The organism is Nonomuraea sp. IBHARD001, assembly GCF_056106265.1.
In genome coordinates this window covers 1121433-1135967 of sequence record NZ_JBWBBW010000002.1, presented here as the reverse complement: position 1 = coordinate 1135967, position 14535 = coordinate 1121433, and the positions used below count along the sequence as shown (strand labels likewise).

The window sequence follows — 14535 nt, the reverse complement described above, 5'->3', positions numbered from 1 at the left end:
TGGAAGCCCGGCTCATCTGCCGGGTCGTCCGAAACGTACGGTCCTGCCGGTGACCGTCCAGCCCTCGCGGGCCATCCGGCCGACCGTGTCGACGAGCAGACCTCGCTCGACGGTCTTGATGCGCTCGTGCAGCGCGGCCTCGTCGTCGCCGTCGTAGACGCGTACGGTCTCCTGGGCGATGATCGGCCCGGTGTCGACGCCCGCGTCGGCCAGCATGATCGTGCAGCCGGTCACCTTGACCCCGTAGGCCAGCGCGTCCCTGACGCCGTGCGCGCCGGGGAAGGACGGCAGCAGCGCGGGATGCGTGTTGAGCACGGGGAAGGCCGACAGGGTGGGAGCGCCGAGGATCTTCATGAACCCGGCCAGCACCACCAGGTCAGGCCGGTGCTCCCCGACGGCCGCCGCGACCGCGACGTCCCACGCCGCGCGGTCCGGATGGTCCTTCAGCCGCTCCACGAACGTGGGCACCCCCGAACGCCGGGCCCGGGCCAGTCCCTCGATGTCGTCACGGTCGGCGCCGACCGCCACGATCTCGGCTCCGTAGCCTTCGTCTGCGGTGGCGTCCAGAAGGGACTGTAGGTTGGTCCCAGAACCGGAGACGAGCACGACAAGCCGCACCACGGGCGAACTCCGTTCAGCAGTAAGGGGTAGGTGCCCAGGGTATCGGCCCGGCCGCCCGCACGACGAAAGAGGAGGTCCGGTGACGACACCGGTCCAGAGACCGGCAGGGCCGCAGCCCGCCGATTCGGCGGGGCGCAGGGCGATGTGGCTGTCCCTCGCGGCGCTCGCCATGACGTTCATGCTCCCGCTCGCCGGGCTGTTCATGGGTGTGTTCGCCCTCGTGTCGGGGATACGGGCGCTGCCCGTCCTGCGTGAGGCGATGCGCCCCCAGGGGACCGCCGTCGCCGGGATCGTCATCTCGACGATCGTCCTGGTGCTGGCCGGGCTCATCGCGATCGGCCAGTTCTGGCTGCGCGACGAGCTCAACGCCTACACCGAGTGCCTCAAGGGCGCGGGCACCGTGGTGGCGCAGGACGAGTGCTTCACGCAGTTCAAGGGCATGCTGGAGAAGAAGGTCGGCGCGCCGCTCGGCACGTCGCTGGATCCGTTGCGCCCCTGACACCGGGGACCCGGTTGATCAGTCGCGGTCCCAGGCGTAGGGGTCGACGTAGATGACGTGGCCGCCCTTGTCGTCGGTCTCGTCGACGATGTCGCGGCGTGGTGGGCGTGGTTCCTGGCGGGTGCGGGTCTGGGCCAGCGTCTCGGCCTCGGCCGACGCGTGTTCGTCCTGCCAGTCGTCGCGGATGACCGGGATGGGCTGGGTGTCGCCTTCGGTGGCGTCCATCCAGTGGCCGGGCAGGGGCTTGGCCGACGAGTCGGTGAGGCCGACCTTGGTCGCGGCCTTGGCCAGGGCGGCGCCCGCCTTGCGTACGGGGGTGGTTCTGTCGGCCTTGGCCTCGCGGTGCAGGAAGACCCAGTTGGCCAGGCCCGCCGAGATGCCCGCGGCCACGGCCACCTCCAGCCCGACCGACAGCGCGACCTCCCATGGCGAGGGGCCCACGGCGGCGAGCCTGCCGTCGCGGATCGGCCCGCCGGACAGTGCGGCCAGCAGGCCCGCCGTCAGGCCCGTGGTGACACCGGTGACGAACCCCCACAGCGGCGCCGCCTCGTACGACGGCGAGGGCGCGATCCGCACCACGACCACCCCGGCCACGGCTCCGGCGGCGAACGGCAGTGCGATCACCGCCATCATCCACGAGGGCACGGGACCGCTGTCCGGCAGTGCGCCGAGTATGGGCAGGATCGGCACGTCGCCGAGTTGCACCCCGGTCGGCGCGACCAGGGTGCCCGCGCCGAAGGCGAAGCCGGGCCCGGCGATGTAGGCCAGGCCCCAGATGACGCCGTTGATCAGGTACAACCCCTGGACGAGCAGGAGCAGCAGGCCGCCGACGAATCCGGGCGCGAGCTGGTCCGACAGGTCGCGTACCTGGTCGAAGCCAAGCACGATGGCGAGGAGCACCAGCAGCAGCCCCGCCGCGAGCAGCAGCGCGACGGCCACGGCCGTGCCGACGGTGACCGCCCTGACCCGTTCGGGCAGCAGCCGCACCATCGAACGCCACGGCCCGATCGTGCGGGCGATGGCCAGCACGCCCATGAGGAAGGCCAGCAGGAAGTGGCTGACGAGCGCCTCGCCCACATAGGGCTGGGTGGCGTCGTTGCGCGCGACCAGGGCGATCACACCGGCCAGCAGCGCGTAGGGCGCGGCCAGCGAGATCCCGGCCTGGGCGATCAGGACGAGCTGCGCCTTGCGACGGGCGTCCGCCTTCTCCTTGGGGCTGTTCTTCGGCAGCCGGGCCGGAAGGCGCAACCGCAGGTCGGCGTCGCGCGCCATCCAGCGCCCCGCCCGGTACAGCAGCAGCGCGGGCAGCACCATCAGGCCGAGCGGCAGCAGTCCGACCCGGCCGCCGGGAATGGCGAAACCGGCGTGGTGCGCCGCGAGCCACAACTGCGCCGCCGTACGGAAGACGGCGGGCAGGCCTGAGCCGAACGTGCCTCGTGGGGCGGCGATCCAGCCGATCAGGGTGAGCGTGGTGAGCACGGCCATGCCGACGCCCAAGGTCGAGGCCGCGGCGAGCATGCCCGAGACGGGAAGCGGCCTGCGCGTCTCGTCGTCGTCGCCGGAGACCCCTGGAATTTTGCTGAGGACCGTCCGGGGGGCCGTCCGAAGCTGGTCGAGAAGGGCCGTCACAGTGGTCGATGTTCTCAAGTATTCGGTCAAGTACGGCTGAGCCGCGCCGAAGCGAGTCCGATTCGTCCTAACACGTCACACCAAGCAGGTGCTACCGAAACCGTCAACAAACTTGACCTCTCAACTTTCTGGTCTTTTGGAACCTTCCACGCCAAACTCATCTACCACCCCCCTCGTCACCCTCATCTGCACCAGAAGGCCACCTTTCATGACCATCTCCACAAAGCTTCGCCGTGTCCTCGTGGTGGCCGCGGCCTCCGGGCTCCTCGCCACCACCGGCGCGGTCGCCTACGCCGCAGGATCGGCATCCGACGCCCTCTATGCCTGCGTGGCCAAGAAGAGCGGCGCCATGCGCATCGTCAAGGCCGGCACCACCTGCCCCTCGACCCAGTACAAGATCGAGTGGAACAAGGCGGGCCAGGCCGGACCGCCCGGACTGTCCGGCTCCGACGGCAGGATCGGCGCACAGGGACCGCAGGGCGTGAAGGGCGACACCGGCTCCCCCGGCGCGAAGGGCGCACCCGGCCTCAAGGGCGCGACCGGCGCCACCGGCCCGGCGGGCGCCGCCGGAGCCAAGGGTGAGGACGGCGCACGCGGCCCCCAGGGCGAAGCCGGAAAAGACGGAAAAGACGGCAAGGACGGCGTCAACGGCAAGAACGGCACCGACGGCAAGGACGGCGCCGACGGCAAGCCGGGCGCCAAGGGCGAGGACGGCGCCAGGGGCCCCGCCGGAGCCACCGGCGCCACTGGAGCCACCGGTCCCGCCGGAGCCTCGGGCGCGCTGACCATCACCAGCGCCGAGAGCAGCCCCGCCTCCATCGGCGGCAAGAAGATCGGCTCGGCGACCGCGACCTGCGCGGGCAACGCGGTGGCCATCGGCGGCGGCTTCAAGCAGTCCAACGGCGAGCACGCCCGTGGCCAGCTCGTCATCCTCGACTCCTACGCGAGCGGCGCCAAGAGCTGGACGGTCCGCGCGCACAACAACTCGCTGGTCTTCACCGACAACCTCACGGCCATCGTGTACTGCGCCGCCGTACCCGCATCGGCCAGGTAGCGCACCCCGAACCACCCTCCAGGGCCAGGCGGCCCACCCCACCCAGCCGCCTGGCCCGCCACACGACGAGAGGGGCGCCAGGACCGTGGTCCTGGCGCCCCTCTCGTGCTCTCACCCCCGAACGCGGGGTCAGCGCGACTGCATGACCTCACGCATGAGGCGGGCGGTCTCCGAAGGCGTCTTGCCGACGCGCACGCCGACCTTCTCCAGAGCCTCCTTCTTCGCCTGGGCGGTGCCGGCCGAGCCGGACACGATCGCACCGGCGTGGCCCATCGTCTTGCCCTCGGGGGCGGTGAAGCCCGCCACGTAGGCGACGACCGGCTTGGTGACGTGCTGCTCGATGTAGGCCGCCGCGCGCTCCTCGGCGTCGCCGCCGATCTCGCCGATCATCACGATCGCGTCGGTGCCCGAGTCCTCCTGGAAGGCCTTGAGCGCATCGATGTGCGTGGTGCCGATCACCGGGTCGCCGCCGATGCCCACGGCCGTGGAGAAGCCGAAGTCACGCAGCTCGTACATGAGCTGGTACGTCAGCGTGCCCGACTTGGAGACCAGGCCGATGCGACCGGCGGTGGTGATGTCGGCGGGGATGATGCCGGCGTTGGAGGCGCCGGGCGAGGCGATGCCGGGGCAGTTGGGACCGATGATGCGGGTCTTGTTGCCCTTCTCGACGGCGTAGGCCCAGAACTCGGTGGAGTCATGGATCGGCACGCCTTCGGTGATGACCACGCAGAGCGGGATCTCCGCGTCGATGGCCTCCTTGACGGCGTCCTTGGTGAAGGCCGGGGGCACGAAGACGACGGAGACGTCGGCGCCGGTCTCGCGGATGGCCTCGGCCACGGTGCCGAAGACCGGGAGGCCCTCGTGCGTGGTGCCGGCCTTGCGGGCGTTGACGCCGCCCACGACGCGAGCGCCGGAGGCGAGCATGCGGCGGGTGTGCTTGGTGCCCTCACCGCCGGTCATGCCCTGAACAATGATCTTGCTGTTCTCGGTCAGCCAGATAGCCATTACGCACCTACCGCAGCGAGCTCGGCGGCGCGCTTGGCCGCGTCGTCCATCGTGTCAACCAGCTCGACGCCCTTGAGTGCGGCGTCGTGCAGGATCTGGCGCCCCAGCAGGGCGTTGTTGCCGTCGAGGCGTACGACCAGCGGGCGCGCCACCGTCTCGCCGCGCTCCTCCAGCAGCTTGAAGGCGGCGACGATGCCGTTGGCGACCGCGTCGCAGGCGGTGATGCCGCCGAAGACGTTCACGAAGATCGACTTCACGGCCGGGTCGGAGAGGATGATCTCCAGGCCCGCGGCCATGACCTCGGCGGAGGCGCCGCCTCCGATGTCGAGGAAGTTGGCCGGCTTCGGACGGCCGGGGAAGGCCTCGCCCGCGTAGGCCACGACGTCGAGCGTCGACATGACCAGGCCCGCGCCGTTGCCGATGATGCCGACGCTGCCGTCGAGCTTGACGTAGTTGAGGTCCTTGGCCTTGGCCGCGGCCTCCAGCGGGTCCTCCGCCGCCTTGTCCTCGTAGGAGGTGTGCTCGGGCTGGCGGAAGGAGGCGTTGTCGTCGAGCGTGACCTTGCCGTCGAGCGCCTTGACCTGGCCGTCGGCCGACAGGATCATCGGGTTGACCTCGACCAGCGTGGCGTCCTCGTCGACGAAGGCGGCCCAGAGCTTCTCGATGAGCTCGGCGGCGCCGTCGAGCGACTGCTCGGGCAGCCCGCCCGCGACGGCGATCTCACGTGCCTTGGCGCGGTCGACGCCGGTCAGCGGGGAGACCGGGACCTTCGCCACCTTCTCCGGAGTGTTGTGCGCGACCTCTTCGATGTCCATGCCGCCCGCGGCGGAGCAGATGGCGAGGAAGGTGCGGTTGGCGCGGTCGAGCAGGAAGGAGAAGTAGTACTCCTCCGCGATCGCGCTGGCCTCCTCGACGAGGACCTTGTGGACCGTGTGGCCCTTGATGTCCATGCCGAGGATCTCGGTCGCCTTCTGCTGGGCGTCGGCGGCGTCGTCGGCCAGCTTGATGCCACCCGCCTTGCCTCGCCCGCCGGTCTTGACCTGAGACTTGACGACGACGCGCCCTGTCAGCTCTTCCGCCGCCTTGCGCGCCTCCTCCGCGGTGTGCGCGACAATGCCGCGCGGCACCGGGATGCCGTACTCCGCGAAGAGCTCCTTCGCCTGATGTTCGAACAGGTCCACGAGGGTCCGTCCTTGCTTGTCCGACTGGTGGTTTTCTGTCGACGGCCGGGCCCGGGGCCACCCCGTGTTCCGGGCGTTTTCCGCCAGTGAAGCCTAGCCGCAAGCCCGACCTGCCCAGGTCATCGGGTCACAGTTGTCTCTCGCAGGCCACCCAAGAAGTACGGCAAAGTTTCGCAAAATAATAGATTGTCCACTTCGTACCGCTACGGTGATCTTCCCGACTCCAACGAAGGAAGATCAAATGAGGCGTTCGCTCGCCGCCGGGATCGCCGCTTCCGCGGTCGTCGCGGCCCTGCCCCTCACCGCGCAGGCTGCCTTCGCACAGGCTCCGCCGAACCCGGTCGTGGCGCTGAAGAAGCAGTTCGCCAAGGGCCACGGCGTGAAGATCTCGCAGACGACACGCACGGTGTTCGACGGCAAGGACGCCGGCGGCGCGTTCAAGCTGACCGGCGTGTACGGGTTCGACCGGTCCGGCGTCGCCTCGGGCGACCTGACCCGCAGGACCAGCCTGCCCCCCGAGGTCAAGAAGGAGCTGGCCAAGGACGACGAGTTCGCCGCCATGCTCGGCCCGTCCCGGACGATCTTCGTCGGCAAGACGACCTACATCGGGGGCGGCATCTACTCCGCCGACCTGCCCGAGGGCAAGAAGTGGATCAGCTTCCCGATGAACAACGGCGCCCAGAGCAACGGCGACCAGGTGATCGACGTCCTGGACCCCGGGACGCTGAAGGCGCTGATCGGCACGACCAAGGCCAAGAGGGGACACCTCTACAAGGGCGTCATCACCTTCAAGCAGCTCACCGACGCCTCCCCCGCGTTCAAGGAGAACGTCGGCAGCCTGGGCAGGTTCGGCAAGATCAAGATCAACTGGGAGCTGCTCCTCGACTCCCGCAACCTGGCCTCCCGCCTGACCACCAAGTGGACGCTCGACTTCGGCATGCTCGGCAAGACGACGGCGATCACCGACACCCGCTACTCCGCCTGGGGCACCAAGGTCAGCGTCAAGGCGCCTCCGGCCGACCAGGTCATCGCCTTCGACGAACTCGACGAGAACATCGACGTCCCGGAGACCCCCGGCCTGCTGAGCGAGATCGCCGGCCAGTAGCGCCGACGGCGCACGACACCCGAAGGCGCCGGAAATCCACCAGGGGAAGCCTCAGGCCGGCAGGCACGGTAGTGCCGGAAGCCCGGCAAAGACACCCCCACGGCCAGGCACGACGCGTGTCCGGGGTCCGGTGAATGGCAGATGCCGGAAGCCCGGCAAGAGGGGCCCGTGAGACCGGGCGGCGTGCGGCGGAGAATTCTCCGGCCGTGCGTCGCCCGCCATTCATGCCTCTTCTCGCAACAATGCCAGCAGCCCCGCCGCCAGCGCCCGCCGTTCCCGTGCCGACATTGCGCGTACGGCCCGCGAGAAACGCTCGCACTCGGGCATGCGAGGCGCGGCTCCGGCCGCCGCGGCGCCCCCTTCGCCGGTCAGCCGTACGAACACCTTGCGCCGATCCCGGTCGTCCTTGAACCTGACGACCAGCCCGCGCTCCTCCACCCTGTCGACGAGCTCCGTCGTGGCCGCCTTCGACAGATGCAGGCTCCGGCCCAGCTCGCCGAGGGTGAGCGGTCCCGCAGCCGCCAGACGGCTCAGGACGGCGTGCATACGGGCGGTGATCCCGTGCCCCGACACCGGGCGTGCGGAGGGCCTGAAGCGGCGACTGGCGGCCGCGTACAGGCCTGCCAGCTCGCTTAACGCTTCCTCGTCGTCCATTCGCCTCCAGTATCTGCACAGTTCGCCTACGAACTATATATTTTCTACATAAAAATCGATGCACATTTAGTGCCATTCTTCTGGCACAATCGCCTTTCCCCCTCTCTGAGAAGGATCTCTATGAAGCGTTTGATCGCGGGCCTCGCGGTGCTCTCCGCCGCCGCCCTCGTTTCCGCCCAGCCGGCCATGGCCGCCACCAGTGCGCCCAAGGACCCGGTGAAGGCACTCAAGAGCCAGTTCGTCCCCGGCAAGGGGGTGAAGTTCACCGACCGCACCGTGGTCGAGGTCTTCGGCGAGAAGACCGTCATGCTGCGCCGTACGGGATCGTTCCAGTTCGGCAGGGCCGGGATCACGGCCTCCGAGCTGACGAGCAAGTTCGCCATCAATGCCGGCGACCTGCCCGAGGACGCGAGTGATGAGCTGAAGGCGCTCGCCAAGCCGGAGAAGGTCATCTCCATCGGCAAGACGACGTACCTGTCCGGCGGCCTGTTCAGCACGTTCATCCCCGACGGCTACGACTGGATCAAGCTGCCCGGCGCACCCGCCGGCGGTGTGTTCGGCGGGCTCAGCCAGGTGGTCAACGTCGCCGAGCCGAACACGCTCAAGGCCCTGCTCGCCAAGGCCAAGCCCGGCACCGGCACCTACAGCGGCGCCATCACCTTCGGCGAGCTCACCAAGGTCTCGCCGTGGGCCAAGTCGGTGCTCAGCGGTTCCCTGCCCGCCAAGGTCAAGCGCACCCCCATCAAGTGGCGCCTGACGCTCGACGCCAAGAGCCTGGCCAAGCGCCTGGTCATCACCTACGACGCCGCCGCGTTCGGCAGCGGCAAGCGCAAGGAGTTCGTGACCGTCGAGAGCACGTACAGCGGCTGGGGCGGCCCGGTCTCCATCAAGGCGCCCGACGCCTCGACGGTGACCACCAAGCTCGAGGGCGACGCCGACGAGCTTCCCGAGCTCGGCTCGCTGCTGAACATCGGCTGACCTTCCTCCTCTTCCGCAGCAGATGAGGTCGTGAGAAGGGCGAGGCGCGTCACCCGCGCCTCGCCCTTCTTCCTCTCCATCGCCCCCGGCCGTTCCGAAGGACTCCCCCCATGAAACGAACGATCGCCGTCGTCACCGCGGCCTCGGCCGCCCTGCTCGCCCTGCCGCCCGCCGCCCACGCCGCGCCCAAGAGCCCCGTCAGCGCACTCCAGGCGCTGGTGAAGGCGGGCAAGGGTGTGCGTTTCGCCGAGACCACCAAGGTCCGCAACCTCACCCTCGCCCGCACCTGGGTCTCCGACCGCACCAAGGGCGCCATGACGTACGGCAAGGGCGCCAAGGGCGGCATCCCCGCCTACGACATCACCACCAAGCCCTACCGTGAGCCCGGCACGCCCGGTCCGGTCAACGACGCGTTCGAGCAGAGCACACGGGTCATCCACATCGACGGGACGACCTACATCAAGGGCGGCATCATCTCCCTCTTCGTGCCCGACGAGCGCCCCTGGCTCAAGTCCAAGCACCGGCCGACGGGCGGCAGCGACGCCCTGAACGTCGCCGACGTGGGCACACTGAAGGCGCTGCTCGCCAGATCGGCCCGCAAGGGCAATGTGTACCGGGGCTCGCTGACGCCCAAGGCCCTGCAGCGCCTGTCGGCGTGGACCAAGAACACCTATCTCCCCGAGTTCACCACGATGACGTGGGAGCTCACGGTCGGCCCCTCCGGCCTGCCGCAGCGCCTGACCTCGACGTACAAGGCGACCAAGGTCGTCCAGGGCTCCGACCACAACCTGGTGACCACGGTGACGGCGACCTACTCCTCGTGGGGTTCGAAGATCACCATCAAGCCTCCGCCCGCCGGCCAGGTGAGCGACGAGGCCGTCATCCCGACGGACTGAGCCCGAAGGCGCGTGCGGGCCGTGAGTCGGAACTCACGGCCCGCCCGCCAAGCCCGCGCCCGGAGCGCTCGCACAGCAAGCCCGCGCCTAGAGCGCTCGCACACCAAGCCCGCGCCTAGAGCTTCTCCAAAGGCGCATAAGCCAGCAGCAGCGTCTTCTCGCCCCCGCTGCCGAAGTCGATCTTGACCTTGGTCTTCTCCGCCACCCCGTCGACCGCGACGACCGTGCCGAGCCCGAACGCGTCATGCGTCACCCGGTCGCCGGGCGTGAGCGACGGCACCGCACGGCCGCTCTTCTTGGCCGCCACCGGCGAGGCCGTGGACGTGGACCTGGCGGTGGCCGCGCTCCATGCCGACTTCTCCGGGTCGGTGCGCCAGTCCACCAGCCGGGCGGGCACCTCGGCGACGAAGCGCGAGGCCGGGTTGAACGACGGCGAGCCCCACGAACTGCGCACCGCGGCCCGCGTCAGATAGAGGCGCTGCTCGGCCCGGGTGATGCCCACGTAGGCCAGACGCCGCTCCTCCTCCAGCTCCTTCGGCTCGCCGAGCGAGCGCACGTGCGGGAAGACGCCGTCCTCCATCGCGGTCAGGAACACCACGGGGAACTCCAGGCCCTTGGCGGTGTGCAGCGTCATCAGCGTGACCACGCCCTGGCCGCCGTCGGCCTCGGGGATCTGGTCGGCGTCGGCCACCAGCGACACCTGCTCAAGGAACTCCACCAGCGTCCCTTCGGGATGGGCGTCCTCGAACTCGGACGCGACCGAGATGAGCTCGTTGAGGTTCTCCAGGCGGCTCTCGTCCTGCGGGTCCTGCGAGGCCTCCAGCTCGGCGCGGTAACCGGTCGCACCCAGCACCTCCTCGGCCAGCGCGGACGGCGGCATGCCCTCGGCCTTGGCCAGCAGCCCTTCGACGAGCGCCACGAAGTCCTTGATCGCATTGACCGACCTGGTCGCCATGCCGTAGGCCTCGTCGGCCCTGCGCAGCGCCTCCCAGAACGTGATCCGCTCCCGCGAGGCGAACGCCTCGATCATCGCCTCGGCCCGCTCGCCGATCCCGCGCTTGGGCACATTGAGAATGCGCCGCAGCGAGACGACGTCACCGGGATTGGCCAGCATCCGCAGGTAGGCCAGCAGATCGCGGACCTCCTTGCGCTCGTAGAAACGCACCCCCCCGACCACCTTGTACGGCAGGCCGGTCCTGATGAAGATCTCCTCGAACACACGCGAGGCGGCATTGGTCCGGTAGAAGACCGCGACGTCGCCCGGTCGCACGTCGTCCTCGTCGCCGAGCCGGTCGACCTCCTGGGCGACGAACATGGCCTCGTCGTGCTCGTTGTCCGCGACATAACCGACGATCTTGGCGCCGTCGCCCTGGTCGGACCAGAGGTTCTTGGGCTTGCGCGACTCGTTGCGCGAGATCACCGCGTTGGCCGCGGTCAGGATGGTCTGGGTCGAGCGGTAGTTCTGCTCGAGCAGGATGGTCCTGGCGTCGGGATAGTCGCGCTCGAACTCCAGGATGTTGCGGATCGTCGCACCGCGGAAGGCGTAGATCGACTGGTCGGCGTCGCCCACCACGCACAGCTCGGACCGGTCGGAGCCCTGCCGCACGACGTCGCCGTCGGCCGTGCGCAGCTCGGAGTGGCCGACTAGCTCCCTGATCAGGATGTACTGCGCGTGGTTGGTGTCCTGGTACTCGTCGACCATCACGTGCCTGAAGCGCATGCGGTAGTGCTCGGCCACCTCGGGGAAGAGCTGGAACAGCGTGACCGTGAGCATGATGATGTCGTCGAAGTCCATCGCGCCGGCCTCGGTCAGCTTGAGCTGGTAGCTCTTGTAGGCCTGCGCGAGCGTGCGTTCGAGGTGCGAGCCGGCGCGGTCCAGCGCGCTCTCGTAGTCGATGAGCTCGTTCTTGAAGTTGCTCACCTGCGCCGAGAACGAGCGCGGCGGGTATCTCTTGGGGTCGAGCTCCATCTCGCGGCAGACCATCGCCATCAGCCGCTGGGAGTCGGCCTGGTCGTAGATGGAGAAGCTCGACGGATAGCCCAGGCGCTTGGCCTCACGGCGCAGGATGCGCATGCACGCGCTGTGGAAGGTCATCACCCACATGGCGTTGGAGCGCGGGCCGATCAGCCGGTCGATGCGCTCCTTCATCTCGCGCGCGGCCTTGTTGGTGAAGGTGATCGCGAGGATCTCCCCCGGATGCACGTCGCGCTCGGCGAGCAGGTAGGCGATGCGATGGGTGAGCACCCGCGTCTTGCCGGATCCCGCCCCTGCCACGATGAGCAGCGGGCTTCCGTGATGGACGACTGCCTCCCGCTGCTGCGGGTTGAGGCCGTCGAGGAGCGGGTGGTCAACAGAGACATGGGTCGGCACGCCCCTAGGGTAAGGCGACGCACCGACATTCGAGTGCACACCGGTGGAATGCGGGGGCGCGCGAGCGGGTTGCCCCGAAGGACGGAAGGGGCTTCACACATGCTGGCCGACCACGAGATCTCCAGGGTGCTCGTCGTGACCGCGCATCCGGACGACGCCGACTTCGGCTCGGCCGGCACGATCGCGGCCTTCACCGACAGAGGCGTCGAGGTGACGTACCTGCTGGTCACCGACGGCGACGCGGGGGGCAACGATCGCGATCTCGACAACAGCGGCATGGGCCGCCTGCGCAGGAGCGAGCAGACGTCGGCGGCCAAGGCCGTGGGCGTGAGCGATCTGCGCTTTCTCGGCTATGCCGACGGCACGGTCGTGCCCTCGCTCGACCTGCGCAAGGACATCGCCAGGGTGATCAGGCAGGTCAGGCCGGACCTGGTGATCACCCACACCCCCGAGCGCAACTATGTGAACATCGCCCCCAGCCATCCCGACCACCGCGCGGTCGGCGCCAGCACGCTCGACGCCGTGTACCCCGACGCGCGCAATCCCTACGCCTTCCCCGACCTGCTGCTGCAGGAGGGGCTTGAGGCGTGGACCGTGCGCGAGGTCTGGCTCAACGGCGGGATGACGCCCAACCACTTCGTCGACATCACCGCCACCTTCGACCGCAAGCTGCAGGCGCTGCGCGCGCACGAGAGTCAGGTCGCGCACGTCGACGGGCTCGAGGACTACCTGCGGGCCAGGTCGGCCCAGATCGCCGCGAACGCGGGCCTGCCCGAAGGCAGTTTCGCCGAGGGTTTCCAGGTCGTGCCCACAGACTGACCCCATGAGCTCCCTGTTGACGGTCGGCCCCGCGCTGGCCGTCGTCACCACACTGCTCGCGGCGGCGGGCGCGGCCGTCGCCCGCATCGGCGGACTCGGCCACGCCCGTGACATCCTCACCGCCTGCCTGCGCGCCGCGGTGCAGCTCGGCGCGGTCAGCTTCGTCATCGCCTGGGTGGTCGGCGCCGCGGCCGGGGTGACGGCATTCGTCCTGATCATGTACGGCGTCGCGAGCCTGACGGCGGGGCGGCGGATCAGCAGGACGCACCCCTGGGCCGCCGCCCTGCCGATCGCCGCGGGCACACTGCCGGTGCTCGCCCTGCTGTTCGGCACCGGCGTCGCGCCGAGCCAGGGCGTGGTCGTCATCCCGATCACCGGGATCCTGCTCGGCGGCTGCCTGACCGCCACCGCGCTCGCCGGGCGCAGGGCCGTGGACGAGCTGCGTCAGCGCAAGGGCGAGGTGGAGGCGGCCCTGGCGATCGGCCTGCCCGCGCGGGAGGCGGCCCTGGAGATCTGCCGACCGGCCGCCGCCCAGGCGCTCGTGCCCGCGCTCGACCAGACCAGGACGGTCGGCCTGGTGACCCTGCCGGGGGCGTTCGTCGGCATGCTGCTGGGCGGGGCCGACCCGTTGCAGGCGGGAGTCGTCCAGCTCGTCGTCCTGGTGGCGCTGCTCGCGGCCGAGGCGGCGGCGGTGCTGGTCACGGTCGAGCTCGTGGCCCGGGGGCGATTCGGGCGAACAGATAGCCCAGCGAGTTAGTCGCCACGTGCAGCAACGACGGCGCCAGCAGTCCGCCCCTGCGGCGCAGCTCGCAGAACAGGACGCCCGCCAGGGCCGTCGACACCACGCCTCCGGCCACGACCTTCGCGACGCCGCCCGGGCCCGGGGCCTGCCCCTGCGCCTCGTCCTGCCCGGCCACGGGCTCGCCGCTCGTCAGCTCGCTCAGGGCGGGATTGGCCGTGGCCATGTCGATCGAGGGCAGGATGTGCCACAGGCCGAAGAGGGCCGAGGACACCGCCGTGGCCGTGACCGGGCCGTGCGAGCGGCTGAGCGTGCCGTACAGGACGCCTCTGAAGCCGACCTCCTCCAGCAGGACCGTGCCCACGGGGACCTGGAGCAGGGCCTCCTCGAAGGCGCGGGCGCGGGAGAGGCCGAGTGCGCGTTCGTCGTGGAACAGGGGGCGGGTCCTCGGCAGGGCGATGCCGCCCGAGTAGACGGCCGCGACGCCGAAGGCCAGTGCGCCGCCCACCAGTGCTCCCCTGCGCCTGCGCTCGAAGCCGAGCTCCTGCCAGGACAGCCCGGAGCGCCTGGCCATCGCCACCAGGGCGGCGGTGGCGGCCAGCGAGGTGAGCGGCGCCAGCCTCGGCGCGATGCGGTTGTTGAGCACGTTGGCCGCGGCGAGCACGGCGATCGAGGGCGCGAGCACATCTGCAGACTATGCGGGCACGGCTCAGGCCGGAGTGCGCCAGCCTTCGGGGAAGCGGCCGGCGCGGCGCTCGGCGGGCGTCAGGCCGCCCCAGATGCCTTCGGGCTCGCCCGCCCGCATGGCGTAGTCGCGGCACTCTCCCAGCACCGGGCAGGTGGCGCAGACCGCTTTGGCCCGCACCTCCTGGGACGTAGAGGGCGCAAGGGGGAAGAACAGGTCAGGATCACTCGTCCTGCATGCTCCCCGTCTGGCCCATCCGATCTCGCGGATGCGCATGCCCCCACGCTAGTGCCGCCAGC

Annotated in this window: 15 protein-coding genes; 7 read left to right on the top strand and 8 right to left on the bottom strand. The window is 69.9% G+C overall.

Annotation, left to right across the window (positions count from 1 at the left end):
• Nucleotides 1-12: 12 nt before the first annotated feature.
• Nucleotides 13-621: a phosphoribosylglycinamide formyltransferase gene (purN, locus tag ACTWNK_RS07645; RefSeq protein ID WP_474303134.1), complete on the bottom strand. Its 609-nt coding sequence runs from the start codon at nucleotides 619-621 to the stop codon at nucleotides 13-15.
• A 79-nt stretch (nucleotides 622-700) separates the two neighbouring features.
• On the opposite strand from purN, the gene ACTWNK_RS07640 reads away from it, so the two are divergent.
• The gene (locus ACTWNK_RS07640) at nucleotides 701-1120 is read left to right on the top strand and encodes a hypothetical protein (protein ID WP_474303132.1); all 420 of its coding nucleotides are present in this window, start codon (nucleotides 701-703) and stop codon (nucleotides 1118-1120) included.
• An 18-nt stretch (nucleotides 1121-1138) separates the two neighbouring features.
• On the opposite strand, the gene ACTWNK_RS07635 is transcribed toward ACTWNK_RS07640, so the two are convergent.
• Nucleotides 1139-2749, bottom strand: coding sequence for a cell division protein PerM (locus tag ACTWNK_RS07635; RefSeq protein WP_474303130.1), 1611 nt, complete (start codon nucleotides 2747-2749; stop codon nucleotides 1139-1141).
• Between the two features lie 208 nt (nucleotides 2750-2957).
• Here ACTWNK_RS07635 and ACTWNK_RS07630 point away from each other — a divergent pair, with 208 nt between their 5' ends.
• Complete coding sequence (locus ACTWNK_RS07630) at nucleotides 2958-3803, top strand: hypothetical protein (protein WP_474303128.1); 846 nt, start codon at nucleotides 2958-2960, stop codon at nucleotides 3801-3803.
• Between the two features lie 129 nt (nucleotides 3804-3932).
• Here the strand turns inward: ACTWNK_RS07630 and sucD are convergent, their stop codons facing one another.
• Both sucD and sucC read right to left on the bottom strand, forming a co-directional pair.
• Nucleotides 3933-4808 (bottom strand): succinate--CoA ligase subunit alpha, encoded by an 876-nt coding sequence (gene sucD, locus ACTWNK_RS07625; protein ID WP_474303126.1) that lies wholly within the window; start codon nucleotides 4806-4808, stop codon nucleotides 3933-3935.
• The gene (gene sucC / locus ACTWNK_RS07620; RefSeq protein ID WP_474303124.1) at nucleotides 4808-5989 is read right to left on the bottom strand and encodes an ADP-forming succinate--CoA ligase subunit beta; all 1182 of its coding nucleotides are present in this window, start codon (nucleotides 5987-5989) and stop codon (nucleotides 4808-4810) included. The genes sucD and sucC overlap by 1 nt, the downstream gene beginning before the upstream one ends.
• Before the next feature lie 241 nt (nucleotides 5990-6230).
• Between sucC and ACTWNK_RS07615 the strand changes: the two genes are divergently transcribed.
• Nucleotides 6231-7094, top strand: coding sequence for a hypothetical protein (locus ACTWNK_RS07615; protein WP_474303122.1), 864 nt, complete (start codon nucleotides 6231-6233; stop codon nucleotides 7092-7094).
• A 222-nt stretch (nucleotides 7095-7316) separates the two neighbouring features.
• On the opposite strand, the gene ACTWNK_RS07610 is transcribed toward ACTWNK_RS07615, so the two are convergent.
• Complete coding sequence (locus ACTWNK_RS07610) at nucleotides 7317-7748, bottom strand: MarR family transcriptional regulator (protein WP_474303120.1); 432 nt, start codon at nucleotides 7746-7748, stop codon at nucleotides 7317-7319.
• Between the two features lie 120 nt (nucleotides 7749-7868).
• Here ACTWNK_RS07610 and ACTWNK_RS07605 point away from each other — a divergent pair, with 120 nt between their 5' ends.
• A complete protein-coding gene (locus ACTWNK_RS07605) occupies nucleotides 7869-8726 on the top strand; it encodes a hypothetical protein (RefSeq protein ID WP_474303118.1) in 858 nt (285 codons plus the stop codon).
• A 110-nt stretch (nucleotides 8727-8836) separates the two neighbouring features.
• Complete coding sequence (locus tag ACTWNK_RS07600; protein WP_474303116.1) at nucleotides 8837-9622, top strand: hypothetical protein; 786 nt, start codon at nucleotides 8837-8839, stop codon at nucleotides 9620-9622.
• 115 nt (nucleotides 9623-9737) lie between these two features.
• On the opposite strand, the gene pcrA is transcribed toward ACTWNK_RS07600, so the two are convergent.
• Nucleotides 9738-11993: a DNA helicase PcrA gene (pcrA, locus tag ACTWNK_RS07595; protein WP_474303114.1), complete on the bottom strand. Its 2256-nt coding sequence runs from the start codon at nucleotides 11991-11993 to the stop codon at nucleotides 9738-9740.
• 99 nt (nucleotides 11994-12092) lie between these two features.
• Here pcrA and ACTWNK_RS07590 point away from each other — a divergent pair, with 99 nt between their 5' ends.
• Entirely contained in the window at nucleotides 12093-12812 is a 720-nt protein-coding gene (locus ACTWNK_RS07590) for a PIG-L deacetylase family protein (protein ID WP_474303112.1), read from the top strand.
• Nucleotides 12813-12816: 4 nt separating this feature from the next.
• Nucleotides 12817-13569, top strand: coding sequence for an ABC transporter permease (locus tag ACTWNK_RS07585; RefSeq protein WP_474303110.1), 753 nt, complete (start codon nucleotides 12817-12819; stop codon nucleotides 13567-13569).
• On the opposite strand, the gene ACTWNK_RS07580 is transcribed toward ACTWNK_RS07585, so the two are convergent.
• Entirely contained in the window at nucleotides 13511-14236 is a 726-nt protein-coding gene (locus ACTWNK_RS07580) for a lysostaphin resistance A-like protein (protein WP_474303108.1), read from the bottom strand. The two genes, ACTWNK_RS07585 and ACTWNK_RS07580, sit on opposite strands and share 59 nt — an antisense overlap.
• Before the next feature lie 24 nt (nucleotides 14237-14260).
• Nucleotides 14261-14512, bottom strand: a complete 252-nt coding sequence (locus tag ACTWNK_RS07575) for a WhiB family transcriptional regulator (protein WP_474303106.1) — start codon at nucleotides 14510-14512, stop codon at nucleotides 14261-14263.
• Between the last annotated feature and the right edge of the window lie 23 nt (nucleotides 14513-14535).

Coding starts and splice junctions, on each gene's coding strand:
- ACTWNK_RS07630 (WP_474303128.1), top strand. CDS start 2,958: ATGACCATCTCCACAAAGCTTCGCCGTGTCCTCGTGGTGGCCGCGGCC.
- ACTWNK_RS07610 (WP_474303120.1), bottom strand. CDS start 7,748: ATGGACGACGAGGAAGCGTTAAGCGAGCTGGCAGGCCTGTACGCGGCC.
- sucD (WP_474303126.1), bottom strand. CDS start 4,808: ATGGCTATCTGGCTGACCGAGAACAGCAAGATCATTGTTCAGGGCATG.
- ACTWNK_RS07600 (WP_474303116.1), top strand. CDS start 8,837: ATGAAACGAACGATCGCCGTCGTCACCGCGGCCTCGGCCGCCCTGCTC.
- ACTWNK_RS07605 (WP_474303118.1), top strand. CDS start 7,869: ATGAAGCGTTTGATCGCGGGCCTCGCGGTGCTCTCCGCCGCCGCCCTC.
- ACTWNK_RS07590 (WP_474303112.1), top strand. CDS start 12,093: ATGCTGGCCGACCACGAGATCTCCAGGGTGCTCGTCGTGACCGCGCAT.
- ACTWNK_RS07575 (WP_474303106.1), bottom strand. CDS start 14,512: ATGCGCATCCGCGAGATCGGATGGGCCAGACGGGGAGCATGCAGGACG.
- ACTWNK_RS07585 (WP_474303110.1), top strand. CDS start 12,817: ATGAGCTCCCTGTTGACGGTCGGCCCCGCGCTGGCCGTCGTCACCACA.
- ACTWNK_RS07615 (WP_474303122.1), top strand. CDS start 6,231: ATGAGGCGTTCGCTCGCCGCCGGGATCGCCGCTTCCGCGGTCGTCGCG.